Source organism: Psychrobacter urativorans (assembly GCF_904846695.1).
Lineage (GTDB): Bacteria > Pseudomonadota > Gammaproteobacteria > Pseudomonadales > Moraxellaceae > Psychrobacter > Psychrobacter urativorans.
In genome coordinates, this window is record NZ_CAJHBR010000013.1 from 49420 (window position 1) to 63989 (window position 14570).

General features: G+C 43.4%; 13 protein-coding genes. 7 read left to right on the forward strand and 6 right to left on the reverse strand.

What is annotated here, in order from left to right:
• Positions 1–257: 257 nt before the first annotated feature.
• The gene (acnA, locus tag JMY09_RS09575) at positions 258–3044 is read right to left on the reverse strand and encodes an aconitate hydratase AcnA (protein ID WP_201623365.1); all 2787 of its coding nucleotides are present in this window, start codon (positions 3042–3044) and stop codon (positions 258–260) included.
• A gap of 287 nt (positions 3045–3331) precedes the next feature.
• Positions 3332–4351 (reverse strand): DUF3025 domain-containing protein, encoded by a 1020-nt coding sequence (locus JMY09_RS09580; protein WP_201623366.1) that lies wholly within the window; start codon positions 4349–4351, stop codon positions 3332–3334.
• A gap of 151 nt (positions 4352–4502) precedes the next feature.
• Here JMY09_RS09580 and JMY09_RS09585 point away from each other — a divergent pair, with 151 nt between their 5' ends.
• Both JMY09_RS09585 and JMY09_RS09590 read left to right on the forward strand, forming a co-directional pair.
• Positions 4503–5219 carry a metal-dependent hydrolase gene (locus tag JMY09_RS09585; RefSeq protein WP_201623367.1) on the forward strand — a complete coding sequence of 239 codons (717 nt, stop codon included), beginning with the start codon at positions 4503–4505 and terminating at the stop codon, positions 5217–5219.
• 92 nt (positions 5220–5311) lie between these two features.
• Positions 5312–5836 carry a YchJ family protein gene (locus tag JMY09_RS09590; protein ID WP_201623368.1) on the forward strand — a complete coding sequence of 175 codons (525 nt, stop codon included), beginning with the start codon at positions 5312–5314 and terminating at the stop codon, positions 5834–5836.
• Here JMY09_RS09590 and JMY09_RS09595 read toward each other — a convergent pair.
• The 4 genes from JMY09_RS09595 to JMY09_RS09610 all read right to left on the reverse strand — a co-directional run bounded on the left by JMY09_RS09595 (position 5833) and on the right by JMY09_RS09610 (position 9723).
• Positions 5833–6741 (reverse strand): class II glutamine amidotransferase, encoded by a 909-nt coding sequence (locus JMY09_RS09595; protein WP_201623369.1) that lies wholly within the window; start codon positions 6739–6741, stop codon positions 5833–5835. The genes JMY09_RS09590 and JMY09_RS09595 overlap by 4 nt on opposite strands.
• Positions 6742–7080, reverse strand: coding sequence for a hypothetical protein (locus JMY09_RS09600; RefSeq protein ID WP_227677266.1), 339 nt, complete (start codon positions 7078–7080; stop codon positions 6742–6744). It abuts the gene before it with no gap.
• A 153-nt stretch (positions 7081–7233) separates the two neighbouring features.
• The gene (locus JMY09_RS09605; RefSeq protein ID WP_201623370.1) at positions 7234–8505 is read right to left on the reverse strand and encodes a homoserine kinase; all 1272 of its coding nucleotides are present in this window, start codon (positions 8503–8505) and stop codon (positions 7234–7236) included.
• Between the two features lie 369 nt (positions 8506–8874).
• Complete coding sequence (locus JMY09_RS09610; protein WP_201623371.1) at positions 8875–9723, reverse strand: class II glutamine amidotransferase; 849 nt, start codon at positions 9721–9723, stop codon at positions 8875–8877.
• Positions 9724–9820: 97 nt separating this feature from the next.
• Between JMY09_RS09610 and hisF the strand changes: the two genes are divergently transcribed.
• The 5 genes from hisF (at position 9821) to JMY09_RS09635 (ending at position 14366) form a co-directional block, all read left to right on the forward strand.
• Positions 9821–10603, forward strand: a complete 783-nt coding sequence (gene hisF, locus JMY09_RS09615) for an imidazole glycerol phosphate synthase subunit HisF (RefSeq protein WP_201623372.1) — start codon at positions 9821–9823, stop codon at positions 10601–10603.
• Positions 10604–10803: 200 nt separating this feature from the next.
• A complete protein-coding gene (ribH, locus tag JMY09_RS09620) occupies positions 10804–11325 on the forward strand; it encodes a 6,7-dimethyl-8-ribityllumazine synthase (RefSeq protein WP_201623373.1) in 522 nt (173 codons plus the stop codon).
• A gap of 213 nt (positions 11326–11538) precedes the next feature.
• Positions 11539–12732 (forward strand): transcription antitermination factor NusB, encoded by a 1194-nt coding sequence (gene nusB, locus JMY09_RS09625; RefSeq protein ID WP_201623374.1) that lies wholly within the window; start codon positions 11539–11541, stop codon positions 12730–12732.
• A 2-nt stretch (positions 12733–12734) separates the two neighbouring features.
• Positions 12735–13772 (forward strand): thiamine-phosphate kinase, encoded by a 1038-nt coding sequence (gene thiL / locus JMY09_RS09630; RefSeq protein ID WP_201623375.1) that lies wholly within the window; start codon positions 12735–12737, stop codon positions 13770–13772.
• 3 nt (positions 13773–13775) lie between these two features.
• Positions 13776–14366 (forward strand): phosphatidylglycerophosphatase A family protein, encoded by a 591-nt coding sequence (locus tag JMY09_RS09635; protein ID WP_201623376.1) that lies wholly within the window; start codon positions 13776–13778, stop codon positions 14364–14366.
• Positions 14367–14570 lie beyond the last annotated feature (204 nt).

A 14570-nucleotide genomic window follows, 5' to 3' on the forward strand; every position in this document is an offset into this window, starting at 1 on the left:
AAGTATTCAAAAAATTATTTATTGCTACAAACTATAGCTATTGCATAGTAAGCCGATGGTGGTCGTAAGCTGTGTCCAACCTACTTAGTAATGGATACTTTCGCCCCTGTCAGGTATACACAGACAAGCAAAAGGTGCGATGAGCTACCCCTTGAAGGCAACTAGTAAAGGTCATGCCATAAAAAAGCCCAATCCCCTACTTTGACTGGGACTGGGACTGGGACTGGGCTTTCTATCATACTAAGCTGAATTGACTATTATGCCGCGTTTTTACTCTCAGCAGCTAACTGACGTAGCACATAGTGCAACACCCCGCCATGACGGACGTATTCGCGCTCTTTTGGCGTCTGTAGCATGACGTTGACATCAAAGCTCTCAGTCGAACCATCAGCACGAGTGGCAGTAACTTTTGCCGTCTTGCTCTCGCCATTATTTAGACCAGTAATGCTAAGCACTTCTGAACCATCAAGGTTGTGAGTTGCTGCATTCTCGCCTTCTTTAAAGGTTAAGGGCAACACACCCATACCGACTAAGTTTGAACGGTGAATACGCTCAAACGAGCTAGTCAATACTGCTTTTACGCCTAGTAGAATAGTTCCTTTGGCTGCCCAATCTCGACTAGAGCCAGAGCCATATTCTGCTCCGCCAAGCACTACCAGCGGACGCTTATCTTGTTTATACTTCATCGCTGCATCATAGATGGCCATCTCTTGACCGTCTTGTAACGTAGCTTTGTCCCCATTGAAGTAATAAGTATAACCGCCCTCTTTACCACCCATCATCGTATTTTTGATACGGATGTTAGCAAAGGTGCCACGAGTCATGACCGCATCGTTACCACGGCGCGAGCCATAGCTATTGAAGTCGGCTTGTAGCACACCGCGCTCTTGCAAGTATTTGCCAGCAGGCGATTCCGGATTGATATTGCCAGCAGGTGAGATGTGGTCAGTAGTGATTGAGTCACCAAATAGACCTAAAATACGGGCGCCTTCGATATCTAGGATGCCTTCTGGCTCCATAGTCATCCCATCAAAGAACGGCGGATTTTTAATATAGGTTGACTCCTCGCTCCACGGATATAACTGACTATCGGCTGAACTAATGGCATTCCATGCTTCACTACCGTCAAAGACTTCACCATAGTTTTTGCGGAACATATCAGCATCGATGTTATTAGCAATCAGCTCATTAATCTCGTTCGATGTCGGCCAAATATCTTTTAAGAACACGTCATTGCCTTGTTGATCTTGCCCTAGAGGCTGCGTCGTCAAGTCAATATCAACAGTACCTGCCAGCGCATAAGCTACCACTAAAGGCGGCGAAGCTAAGTAGCTTGCCTTGACATGCGAGTGAATGCGACCTTCAAAGTTACGGTTACCTGAGAGCACTGCAGCGGCAACTAAGTCCTTGTCTTCGATGCCTTTTTCGATACTTTCAAGTAAGGGCCCTGAGTTACCGATACAAGTGGTACAACCGTAGCCAACTAAGTAGAAACCAGTTTTTTCTAGCTCTTCCATCAGCTTGCTCTTTTCTAAGTAGTCAGTGACGACTTTAGAACCGGGGGCTAATGAGGTCTTAACCCAAGGCTTAGCTTTTAGGCCTTTTGCGGCCGCTTTTTTAGCGACTAAGCCTGCGCCAATCATTACCGCAGGGTTTGAGGTATTAGTACAAGAGGTAATAGCAGCAATAACGACTGAGCCATCACGTAACTGGTGGCTTTCCTCATTAATATTGACATCAGAGTATACATTTGGCTTAGCATAGAGCCTATCAGCCTGCTCTTGCTCACCGCCCTCTTCATCAAAACGCTCTTTGCCTTTAATTTCTGATTTACGATCTTTAGTCATTTTTGCTAAAGTTTCGCCAAATTTTTCGTGCATATCAGACAGATTAATACGCTGCTGCGGCAAATTAGGCCCAGAAAGCGCTGGCTGAACACAAGATAAATCTAGCTCTAACTTGCTTGAGTAGGTCGCAGATGGCGTATCAGCATCATGCCATAAACCTTGCGCTTTAGCATATTCCTCAACCAGCTCAATCTGGGCTTCTTCACGACCTGATAAGCGTAAATAATCAATCGCCATTTTGTCAATTGGGAAAATCCCGCACGTTGCGCCATACTCTGGTGCCATGTTGGCAATGGTGGCTCGATCCGCAAGCGGCATACTATGTAAGCCTTCACCATAAAACTCGACAAACTTGCCAACCACACCATGAGCCCGTAGCATCTCAACCACGCGTAGTACCAAATCCGTAGCAGTGACGCCTTCATTGAGCTTGCCTGTCAGCTCAAAACCAACCACTTGTGGAATAAGCATTGATGACGGTTGACCAAGCATAGCGGCTTCAGCTTCAATGCCGCCTACGCCCCAACCAAGTACGCCGATACCATTAATCATAGTGGTATGACTATCAGTGCCAAATACCGTATCAGGATAAGCGGTTAGCTCACCATCGATAGCAACAGCCATCACTACGCGGGCCAGATATTCAAGATTTACTTGATGCACAATACCAGTCGCTGGCGGTACGACCACGAAGTTTTCAAAAGCGTTCTTGCCCCAATGCAAAAACTCATAACGCTCATTGTTCCGTTTAAATTCGATCTTCTCGTTTAGATCTAACGCGTCTTCACGGCCATAGGCATCAACTTGTACTGAGTGGTCAACCACCAGCTCACTAGGGATAAACGGATTAATTTGCTCGGCCTTGCCGCCAAGCTCAACTATCGCATCACGCATCGCGGCTAAATCGACCACAGAAGGCACGCCAGTAAAATCCTGCAACACTACACGTGCCGGCATAAAGGCAATCTCTTTTGACGCTTCAGCACCAGCATCCCAATTAGCAACGGCTTCAATATGAGCTTTGCCGACAGACTGGCCACCATCTTCATTACGCAACAGATTCTCTAGTACGATTTTCATGCAAAATGGCAGTTTATTAATGTTCTCGTAGGTTTCAGCCAAGGCAGGCAAACTATAGTAAGCATGTTCCTTGCCATTGACCGAAAGGGTATCTTTTACGTTGAAAATATCACTCATGGTAGCTTCCTTATCTACATTATAGTTTCTAACTTTTAGAATCTAGGGCATAGATTATTATGATTTATTGTTATGACAGGTGGCTATATATTAACGACATATTACTATTAAACTTTCTATCTTTATTTCATAAGCTGGTTAAAAAAATTTACCCGTACCAGCGTAGTGATTTACAGCAACTGTCTTTTACTATAACAATTAACCTTACCGTTGTTAACCCTAGATAAGTAGTGAATAGTAACAAAATAGCAAATAAAACAGCTGTTTAGTAGGGGAATCATATTGTTTTAACCACGGTTTCGACGACCACTACGAAACACATAGCTATCCTCATAAAAGCTAGGATCAGCATTCTGCGCCCAATAATGTGGGACACCCAAAATAGGCAAAGGGGCAAGCTGACGTGGGGTAACGGCCTGTTGTGATAGGAGTTCGTCCATCTTATCTGCTAAATATTTATCTAGACAGGCTAAGCGCTCGGCTAGTGGCAAAGCAAAGAACTCAGCCTCAACGTGGATAACCGTACTATGCGCGCACAAAGCCTTGCGCGGCTGTATCAACTGCTCTAGTAACGCATGACCAAAGATATAGACCGCAGCCTTTGCCTGAGGTTTTGCTTGATAAGGATGATCAAAATCATCACGTGGTGTCACTAAGCTGCCCTGCCAATCAAAATCGATCAGAGCCTCGCCAATACTAGGGTTAGCCGTGACTAATACAGCGCCATTCTCATCGAAGACGGTGATAGTGTCACGCACTCGCCCACGACTATCGCCATTCCCCTGCTTAGCAAGCTCATCCATATGATAATAATTAAGTAATGCCTTTGTCTTAGGGAAAGTCAGCCAAATACTGCCATTAAATAAGTCATGCAAATTATTGCGAGTCGGAATGTTGCCTGTAGTGGCAATAAAATGCTCATAACCCTGCCCTTCTGGCAGTGCATCTTGGGCTACAAGCTTTAACAGGTGCGCTTGCTGGCCTATACTAGGTTTGGTCTGTGCAGGCTGATTTTGCTCATTTTTTAGGCGCTGCAACAGTGCCGTGTTTAATAATTGTGCAATAACAGTATTACTCTGAGTCGCTGGTTGTTTACCAGAACTGTGGTCATTATCTTTTGACTCACTGAGCTCTTGCACCTGCTGGCTCAAATAGTCTAGTTCGCTTAGATGGCATAACCAAGGTGCCTGCCAATCGATAGCGGCAAAGCTTTTATCTAAGCTTAGGGGGCTAGGTATCGTTGAGTCCACCGTTAGTTTAGACAGCGTTTTAGGTGACCCTACAGATGAAAAGGTAGTGCTAGTCATGATAACGATCTCTATTAGATATAAGCCTTTATTATGTGAACTTATTATGCAAATTGGATTAAATTTGGCGGTTAAGCTCATGGTATCATAGGGCGCTTTTTTAGCAGCAGATTACCCCCTATTTATAGCAATAGCAGAGTACCTTTTATTTATGGCTAATTTTAACACTCACCTTAATGTCGCATTTGCCGTTAGTGGTATCACTGCTTTGACTATCTATAAGACAGGATTGATAGATGATTCGGGGTTTTTGATGTGCGTAGCCTTAGGTACTGCTGGCGGTCTATTACCCGACCTAGATTCAGATCACTCTACCCCGATCAAGCTTGGCTTTAACTTAGCCTCATTTATATTTGCTTTTGGCTTAGTGATGCACTGGCGCAGTGACCTCAGCTTGCTAGCGCTGATGGCATTATGGTTGGCAGGCTATGGTTTTATGCGCTATGTAGTATTTCATGTTTTCACTACTATGACTGTGCATCGTGGCGTCATCCATTCAGTGCCCTACATGGCTATATTAGGCTTAGGGTTCACTTATATAAGTTATTATATAATGCACAACCCGCTCACAGCCAGCTGGTTTTACGGGTTGTTTTTATTCGGTGGTGCTCTTGTGCATCTGAGCTTAGATGAGCTGTATAGTGTCAATCTATCAGGCATGCGCATGAAGCGCTCATCGGGTACTGCAATGAAGTTTTATCAGCATAAAGACCGTTGGTGGTACTTGCTTTTATATGCTCTACTGGCTGTATTGGTATATTTTGCTCCGCCCTTTGAGACATTTTTACAGCAAGTAAGTGATCCAGCACCTTGGGCACAGCTTAGAGTAGATATGCTGCCAGCTATGATGGAAGACCTACTTAGATAAACCTGCGCCATCAGTACACGTTATCAATCGAACTTTATTAGCTAAATATCATTAGCTAAACTTTATCAACTAATCAGTAGAGCCAAGACTATATGCCCCTATGCCCCTGCCGAGTCTCGCCTTCATTGAGTTTGTTGACTACGCCGATAGCGTATAGCGACTGCTGTCAGCCTTATCACGATGCTGTTGACGTGAATCACAGCGCTGACTCTAATACCCCTAAAGCGGATAGCGCTGAGCGCTTAATGCGTACTCGCTACAGTGCTTTTGTATTACAAAAGGCAGGTTATATCGTCAAGACTACAGTGCCTGCCCAGCAGCCATTACTCGATATCAAGGATATTGAATCATGGGCGCAGGAGACTGATTGGGCAGGATTACAAATACTGAGTCATACGCCAAAACTCGCTAAGCGTCATGCACAAGTTGAGTTTAAGGCTTATTACCATACCGCAGAGGGAACTAAAGCGCATCATGAGTTATCAAGCTTTGTGAAGATAGCTGAGCGCTGGTACTTTTTAGACCCGACGGTTGCTATGACCATTAGTCAAAAGCAGCCGTGTCTGTGTGGCTCAGGGGAGAAGTTTAAGCGGTGTTGTGGTGGGTATTTATCCTAAACACTCGCCCCAACTGCCCGTGCAATGGCAATCCCTTCATCTATGGTTAAGAACTTACGCTGGCTCGGGCTATCTTTATATAGAATGTCGCCATCTTGGAATATCAGGCACTCATTAACGGCTAGCTGTTGCCATTTTTCATTTTTGGTTAATGGTATAGTTACCAAGATGGTGACTTTATCTTTATCCGTAGTCACTTCACCAAAGTTGATAGATATCTCGTCATCAGCCAACTGAGCATCACCAAATGGGGCTTGGCGTGTGAGATAAAACAATAAGCTGCCAGCATAAGCCAACTGCCAAGAGCCGTTAGAGATCAAGCAATTAAACAAGCCATTAGCAGATAAATAACGACATTGAGTGGTTAAAAAGTTAAATAGCGTTTGATCATCAGGGCGGCTTTTAAAGCTGCTCTTTAGGCGGTTAATCAAATAACAAAACGCCATTTCAGAATCGGTTGAGCCAACAGGCTGACAATGTGAGGCATTGCCATTATCCTGCAAGCGCTGACAGCGTTTTATAAATTCTTTATTCATCTGACCGTTGTGAGCAAATACCCACTGCTCGCCCCATACTTCACGCACAAAAGGATGAGTATTGGCTAAGCAGTTTTGTCCTTGAGTAGCCTTACGGATATGTGCGATGACGTTCATTGCTTTGATCGGGTAACTATTGATTAAGTCAGCAACAGGTGACTCATGGCTAGGACGATTGTCATGAAATAAGCGTAATCCAGTTGATGCATTATCTGTGCCGTCAACATTACTACAGTCACTGCGCTCAAAAAAGGCAATACCAAACCCATCTTCGTGGCTATCAGTCATACCGCCACGGCGACGAAAACCTGCAAAGCTAAACCCTATATCAGTTGGAATATTACAGTTCATGCCTAAGAGTTGACACATTTAAAGAGTACCGCCTTTGTTAGTTGGAGCGCTAGGATCACTCGTTATTTGGTTTGATGGATTTTCTGAGATAATACCTAATTCTGCATCGCTCATTTCAGCGAGTAAACTGGCGCCATCAACACCCTCATTATTGACTCCGTTTAGAATACGCTGCGCTTGAGCAAAATCTGTATTCTCTACCCATAACACCATGCCAGAGTTCATACCTGGAATAGCGCTAAGCGGCTGTAAAGAGACTGTAATACCATTGTTACGTAGCAGATTGGCGTGCAGCTCACCTTGCATATTAGTGTCATAACGTGCCAGTTTGTGCCAGTTATCAGCTTGGTTGCTCATAAGGTCATCCTTAGGGTCTAGGCTATTAGTTTTTGTAACCTTAGTCGCCAATAAATCAGAAAATCTATAAGTAGCTAAGGTCTTGATAATAGATAAGGTCAATGCGCAATAGGCCTGTACAAAATAGTAAGAGATAAACTAGGATTACTGCTACTAGCCGCCAAACCCTGTAGACCAATTAATTTGATCAAGCGGATAACTATCGATATGAAAACCATTAGGATAATCTTTAAAACCGGGCTGAGCTTGTAGCTGTTTAATCGCCGCTTGAGCTTGTTGCTCAGTAGTAAAAACACCGATTATTTTAAAATCTTCGACATCATTTGCGCGGCTATCATCTTTATAAACCGCATGCTCAAGCACATACACTGTATCTTGAGCTTTTTCAACATGTGACCAATGATAAGCGGCAAGGCGTTTCATTAAGTCAGGGTTTTTGACCATAATATTATCGCCAGTACGCCCTTCAGTGCGGTTGTAATGAATAACGTTTAGGCGCAATAACCAAAATATTACCGCAGCTTTAGCTAGCATCACTGGTAGCGCGCGCTGCTCATCACTAGCCAGCATTCTTTTTGACTGATAACCGTCTAAGAAAGCTTTCATTTTACTACGATCAAAATTAACTGACTCCCCTTGCTCGGCATCACCCCAAGTAGTACAAAAGTCATTAATAGTGATGGCAATATCCATTACATAATGGTCGACGCTAACTTCAGTAAAATCGAGCAAACCAGTCAATTTGGCATTGGCTTGTGGTCCATTGCTAGCGGGTAAGTCCCAAAGGGTGTTATCAGCGAACATATCGAGATGACAGAGACCTTTAGGCAAAGTAGCCAGCGGCAAGTCAGTATAGGATTGCCAAATATCGCGCATTAATTTGGCTTCATCACCCGGCATAAACTGGATCTCGCGGTCACGTACTTGCGCCCACGGGTATAATGCAACGCCATAATCTTCACTAGGCTGCAACGCTTGCAGGGTTTCATGCAGCAACGCCAAAGCCGCTCCAATCTCATGGCACATCGCTTGAGTGGTTTGCTTAGGATGCTCGCCAGCCAAACATGGCACTAGAGTTATGGCTTTGTTTTGGTAATGAATGACATAGCGTTGATCGTCGCTCGCATCATTAGCATCATTTACATTAGCATCTGCTGCATTAAGCAACGCTAGCGGGGCAGCAACCGGTAATTTACCAACCAGCTGATTGAGTATCACCGCCATCTTTTCGATATCTGTTGCTGGACGCTCTTCAAATAAGGTAAAGACGTAAGAGTGCTCACCATCGCTATCGTCCGTCGTTTGAATAAACCAGTTAGAGTTTTTGATCCCTTGAGTAATAGGAATCGCTCGGGCAAAAGACACCCCAAAGCTTTGACAAAAGGTTGAAAATTGCTCATTGGTTAACTGGGTATAGACAGACATGGGCGTTCTCGTAAAAAATGAATGAATAGGAAATTATGCTCAATAAGAAGTTTAATAGCTAAAATTTAGATGACAATAGTGACAATAAAGGTATCTATAAGCAAACATTAAATAGCAGGGTAGAAATTTGGCGAAAATGCGCCGAATATAGTAATGATTTTAGTATAGCCAGTTTAAAATAATAGCTTAATGCTTATAACAGGGTGCTGCTGTCGTAAACGGCTATTGTATAAGGCTATTGATCAAACAAAAACGGCAAAACCAACTATAGCCATTTTTTTTAATAGCGACTTTATCAGCATAGACACTTAGTATTAGTAGCCAACTTGTCATAGTCATAGTCATAGTCATAGTCAAGAAGCGTATAAGCTATGCACTTTTGGCGATCTGTAAGCCTTTTTCAATCGATAAATAAATCGGCTGTTTAGGGATATCTTGATGAGCGATTCTACCCTCTGCAAAAATCACGCACTCATTGACTGCTAGCTGCTGCCAATCTTCATTAGTAGTCAGCGGTATAGTTGCTAATACGGTCATAACATCATCAGGATCATTAACTTGCTGAAAATCAATACTGATATCAGCATCAACTAAAGTAGCTAGACCAAAAGGCGCTTGGCGCGTGACATAAAACAATAAAGTATTAGCATAACTTAATAACCAGTCGCCATTGGATAATAGACAGTTAAATAGACCATAATTAGCCAAAAAGCGACATTGTTCAGTTAAAAAGTCAAAAAGGGTTTTATCAGCAGGTTTCTGCTCAAAATTATCTTTGAGCTGATTAAGTAAATAACAAAAGGCAAATTCTGAATCAGTGTCGCCTACTGGACAGTAATAATGAGACACTCCTTGCCTGATAGGGTCGCTGTCAGTCGCCTGTTCAATAGTCATCTTACCATTATGAGAAAACGCCCAAGACTCGCCCCATATCTCACGTACAAAAGGATGGGCATTGCGCAGTAAGCTATCATCAGATTTCCGTAAATGCACTATAGTATTGAGCGCTTTAATCTTAGCGTTAGCTACTAATTCTGCAATTGGTGAGTCCATAGCTGCACGATCATCACAGTAGATGCGCAACCCTGTAGGCTCAAAATAGGCCACACCAAAGCCATCAACATGATCATCAGTTAAGCCACCACGACGGCGAAATCCACTAAAAGAAAAACCAATATCTGCAGGATTTTTACTATTAACCCCAAGCAGTTGACACATAAATACCCTTAGCATTTGTTTTGTAAAAAAGTAACGAGTATCATAGCATTTTATATTATTTACCTTTGTATTCTTCTACTATCCAATAGGCGGTTTCATGCTAGCAAAACGTATCATACCTTGTTTGGATGTCGATAATGGCCGCGTGGTAAAAGGCGTACAATTTGTCGATATAAAAGATGCTGGTGATCCAGTTGAAGTGGCCAGACGCTACAATGAACAAGGGGCCGATGAAATTACCTTTTTGGACATTACGGCGACTAATGATGAGCGTGATACTACTTATCATACTGTTGAGCGTATGGCAGAGACCGTATTTGTACCGTTAACCGTTGGCGGCGGGGTACGCAAAATTGCTGATATCCGTAATTTGCTTAACGCTGGCGCAGATAAAGTAGCGATTAATTCAGCAGCAGTATTTACTCCTGAATTCGTAGGCGAAGCGGCACAGAAATTTGGTAATCAATGTATCGTAGTGGCTATCGACGCCAAGCGCGTAGCTGACATAACGGTTGATGGCCTGCTAGTACCACGTTGGGAGATTTTCACTCATGGTGGACGTAAGCCAACTGGTATTGATGCCGTTGCTTGGGCGGCAAAAATGGCGGCTCTAGGCGCAGGTGAATTGTTAGTCACTTCAATGGATGGCGATGGCACTAAAAAAGGCTATGATTTAGCGCTTATGCAGCGAATTACTAGCTTAGTTAATGTGCCAGTAATTGCCTCAGGTGGCGTTGGTAACCTGCAACATTTAGCTGATGGAGTACTAAAAGGTGGCGTCGATGCGGTGCTAGCTGCCAGTATTTTTCACTTCGGTGAACATACTATTCTTGAGGCCAAACAGTACATGGCTGCTCAAGGCATAGCTATGCGTTTGTAACCTGACTTTGAAATACCATTAGTAGCCAAATGTCGTGCATATTTGTCAATGTTCAACAGACCCTTTATATAGAAAAATGCTATCATAGCGCTAACTATTTATTTTCGTTTTGTTTTTAGTCAATTAGTCGTTTAAAAATTGATTAAAGCCTTAAACAATAATTTAATTCCTCATTTTAATAAGTAACAAAGGATAGCTTTATGTCAAATCTAAAACAGCAGCGTGATGATGTTACTCATATTGATGGCAACTTGCATCAAAATGAAGACGCTCGTATCGGTATTGTCGTGGCTCGTTTCAACGGTTTTGTAGTTGAGTCATTAGTTGATGGCGCTATCGACGCCTTATTACGTCATGGCGTTTTGGGTAGCAATATCACTGTTATCCGTGTGCCTGGTGCTTTTGAATTACCATTAGTCGCTCAGCGTGCTGCCGAATCAGATCGTTTTGACGCTATCGTAGCTTTGGGTGCTATTATCCGTGGTAGCACGCCACACTTTGACTTTGTAGCTAGCGAATCAGCCAAAGGTCTAAGTAGTGTTGCTACTGATTATAATATTCCAGTAAGTAATGGGGTATTGACTACTGATACTATTGAACAAGCTATCGAACGTTCAGGTACTAAAGCTGGCAATAAAGGCTCAGAAGCTGCCATGGTAGTCCTAGAAATGATCGCTGTATTGTCGCAGTTAGATATCGACGATAGCGATGATGTTGCTTAATTTGACAGCGTTGATAAGCAGCTGATTACCGCTTTTTGAATTTTATTGTCTGATTATAATTTAATAGGCGCTGTGGTTAACCATCATGGCGTTTAAGCTTTAAGATGTACTGATAATATTTATCAGTCGACTACTATTTAACAGCATTGTTTAGAATCGTTAGTGAACACTATTGATTAAAACCACTATTTAACATTTAGGTATTTTTCCCTTATGACTGACCAACTCAAGCGCGCCATTAGCGCTGCGAAAACAGCACAAACCCATGATCAAAAGGCTGAGCAAGCTGAAGCTATCAGCTTAGCGAGCAGTAGTGCTGGTGACCAACACTTCGATATGAGTGAGTCTTCTTATAAGACTAGTCACACTGCTGTGCGTAAGGCACGGCGCTTTGCTATGCAAGGTCTTTATGAATGGCTAATGACTGATCGTCGCTTTGATACCAGCGGTAAACTAGGTTGGAAAGACAATGCGCCGCATGACATTGCTGCGCGTACTCGTGCCACTAATGCTATGCATACAGTGCATATTGGTTACTATCATGAAATGATGCGTGATATTCCAGAACAAATCCAAGCACTAGATGCCCTTATTAGTCAGCAGTTAGACCGTGAAGTCGATAAGTTAGATACTGTTGAGCATGCTATTTTGCTTATTGGTGCTTATGAGCTGCAAAACCGCTTAGAAATTCCATATAAAGTAGTTATGGATGAAGCGATGAAGCTTAATAATCACTTTGGTGCTACTGATGCACACAAATTAATTAATGCGGTACTCGATAGAATGGCCGTTGAGTTACGTGCTGCTGAAGTACAAGCAGACACTAAGGCTAATAAACGCAATTCACAAAAACCAGCTGTAGTAAAAGTAGCCGCTAGTACAAATGAGCCAGCCATTAGTGCTGAAACAGATAGCAGCGCAACCGCTTCTACTAAGCCACGTATTAGTGCTAATAATGCTAGTGTCAAACGTAACCGTCCCACTAAGGTAAACGCTGGAACTAGTACCGCTCAAGCGGCAGCAGCCAATACCAAAAAAGCGCAACAACAAAGCGTAAAGCCAGTAGCTGCGCCACAAAAAGACGAAAGTGTTGCTGATGATGCGGTTATTAATGACACGGTTATTAATGAAAAAGCTATCGATACTACTGCTGAACAAAATAGCGTATTAACGGTAGCAGCGACTGTCGCTAACGATGATGCTACTGGCGATAATAGCGCGGCTGTACTAGCCGTAGAAGATAGTCTAGTAGCAGATGATGCAGTAGCAGAAACAATAACAAGCAACGTAGCAGAGCAAACTGCAGAAAAGGTGACTAACAGCGATCAAGCAGATAACGAACAATCAGATACTGTTGCAACTGATAGTACTGTTGCAGATGCTTCTGTTAATAGAAGCCAAGACTAATCATGACTGAGTTTGAGCTGATTGAGCGTATATTTTGCCAGTTGCAAGCAGCGCTACCCTTACCGGCTGATATCGAAAAAGGTATTGGCGATGATGCGGCGGTCATGGGCGTGCCTACTGGTGCGCGCTTAGTCAGCTGTATCGATACCTTAGTTCAAGGGCGGCACTTTAGCGCTGATTGGTCAGAGGTGCAAAGACTGGCTTTTGCTATTGGCTATAAAGCCGTAGCGGTTAATGTCTCAGACTTAGCGGCTATGGGTGCAACGCCACACAGCATTTTATTAGCGCTAGCCTTGCCTGAGCGCCTTGCTTATGAGCAGTGGTTAACTGAGTTTGCCAAAGGTCTATTTCATGCTTGCCAATTATTTGGCGTCACCCTTATTGGCGGTGACACTACGCGTAGCGACAATCTAGTATTGAGCGTTAGTGCTCAAGGTCTTTTGAGCTCGAACACGCCAGCGGTCTATAGGTCAGGCGCACAAGTGGGTGATAAAGTTTATGTTTCGGGTACCCTTGGCGATGCCAGTTATGCGTTGCAACACCCTGATAATGTGACTGGGCTTGAGCTCAGCCATCGTTTACATATGCCCACTCCACGTATCACGCTGGGGGCTAAACTAGCACAAATCGGTGCGACGGCGATGATAGATATCTCTGACGGCCTTTATCAAGACTTAGGTCATATCTGCCAACAAAGCGCTGTCACTATGCGTATTGATCTTGAGCGCTTGCCAACCAGCAGTGCTTTAGCCAAAGTTGATTTATCTGAGCGCTTATTATGCCAATTGGCAGGTGGGGATGATTATGAGTTGGCTTTTACTTTGCCCGCTGATATCGAACCGCCTATCGATAATACTGCCGTTAGCTGTATCGGCGAGGTTATTGCCATCGCTGCTGATACCCCTGAAGATCAGAACAGCAACCCTACCTTAATGCTAAATCCTATCCTGTTTTATCAAGGACAGGCAGTAACTGTTGAGCAGCCAGCACCTTTTAATACGCTACCTACGCTCACTGGTTATCAACACTTTACAGGTTAGATCATGACTGACGACTCATCTAAACATAGCACTAAGCCTGATATTAGCAAAGCTAATGACTGCCCGTCTCTACCCGCCAATGCCAGTGCGCTGGATAGTGTTGTCTATTGGTTAGGTATTGGTCTAGGCAGTGGGTTGCCACGTCGTGCGCCAGGTACTTGGGGTACAGTCGGTGGCTTGCTTATCGCCGTACCACTCATGAGCTTAGGCTTTACAGCATTTTTTATTATTACTTTGCTATCTTGCGTGGTTGGGGTATGGATATGTGGGCGTACCTCAGAGCTAATGGGTGTCCATGACGATCCGCATATTGTTTGGGATGAGTGGTCAGGTATCTGGATTACTTTATTGCCTTTTTCTTATCTAGGCGTAAGTACTGCTACTTTTTGGCATGATATTACCCAAGCATTGGGCATCCTCTCTTTAGCCCTTGCCTTTATCCTGTTTCGGTTTTTTGACATTATTAAGCCACCACCAATTGATTGGGCGGACAAAAAAGTCGCTGGCGGTTTGGGGATTATGCTTGACGATATCATAGCGGGTATCATGGCTGCCGTTATATGGATGATCGCCATAACGGGCATTATGCTTTAAAGCTTTATTGTATAGCTATAGTGGCCATCACAAGAGCTAATACTAAGCCTATTAACTGCTTTATAAAGAGTATTGATAAAAAGTGCTTTATCACTATTATTTTGATAAATAGGTCTTATCTAAGCACAGGTTTAGCAAAAAGATATAGACCTAACACTTTTATAACATTATATATTTTTTGTATTCACAAGTTTTTATCAACAA

Bases quoted from the DNA above. Each gene is read 5' to 3' on its own strand.
- JMY09_RS09595 (WP_201623369.1), bottom strand. From the start codon at position 6,741: ATGTGTCAACTCTTAGGCATGAACTGTAATATTCCAACTGATATAGGG.
- acnA (WP_201623365.1), bottom strand. From the start codon at position 3,044: ATGAGTGATATTTTCAACGTAAAAGATACCCTTTCGGTCAATGGCAAG.
- JMY09_RS09605 (WP_201623370.1), bottom strand. From the start codon at position 8,505: ATGTCTGTCTATACCCAGTTAACCAATGAGCAATTTTCAACCTTTTGT.
- hisF (WP_201623372.1), top strand. From the start codon at position 9,821: ATGCTAGCAAAACGTATCATACCTTGTTTGGATGTCGATAATGGCCGC.
- nusB (WP_201623374.1), top strand. From the start codon at position 11,539: ATGACTGACCAACTCAAGCGCGCCATTAGCGCTGCGAAAACAGCACAA.
- JMY09_RS09585 (WP_201623367.1), top strand. From the start codon at position 4,503: ATGGCTAATTTTAACACTCACCTTAATGTCGCATTTGCCGTTAGTGGT.
- JMY09_RS09580 (WP_201623366.1), bottom strand. From the start codon at position 4,351: ATGACTAGCACTACCTTTTCATCTGTAGGGTCACCTAAAACGCTGTCT.
- thiL (WP_201623375.1), top strand. From the start codon at position 12,735: ATGACTGAGTTTGAGCTGATTGAGCGTATATTTTGCCAGTTGCAAGCA.
- JMY09_RS09635 (WP_201623376.1), top strand. From the start codon at position 13,776: ATGACTGACGACTCATCTAAACATAGCACTAAGCCTGATATTAGCAAA.
- JMY09_RS09590 (WP_201623368.1), top strand. From the start codon at position 5,312: ATGCCCCTATGCCCCTGCCGAGTCTCGCCTTCATTGAGTTTGTTGACT.
- JMY09_RS09610 (WP_201623371.1), bottom strand. From the start codon at position 9,723: ATGTGTCAACTGCTTGGGGTTAATAGTAAAAATCCTGCAGATATTGGT.
- JMY09_RS09600 (WP_227677266.1), bottom strand. From the start codon at position 7,080: ATGAGCAACCAAGCTGATAACTGGCACAAACTGGCACGTTATGACACT.
- ribH (WP_201623373.1), top strand. From the start codon at position 10,804: ATGTCAAATCTAAAACAGCAGCGTGATGATGTTACTCATATTGATGGC.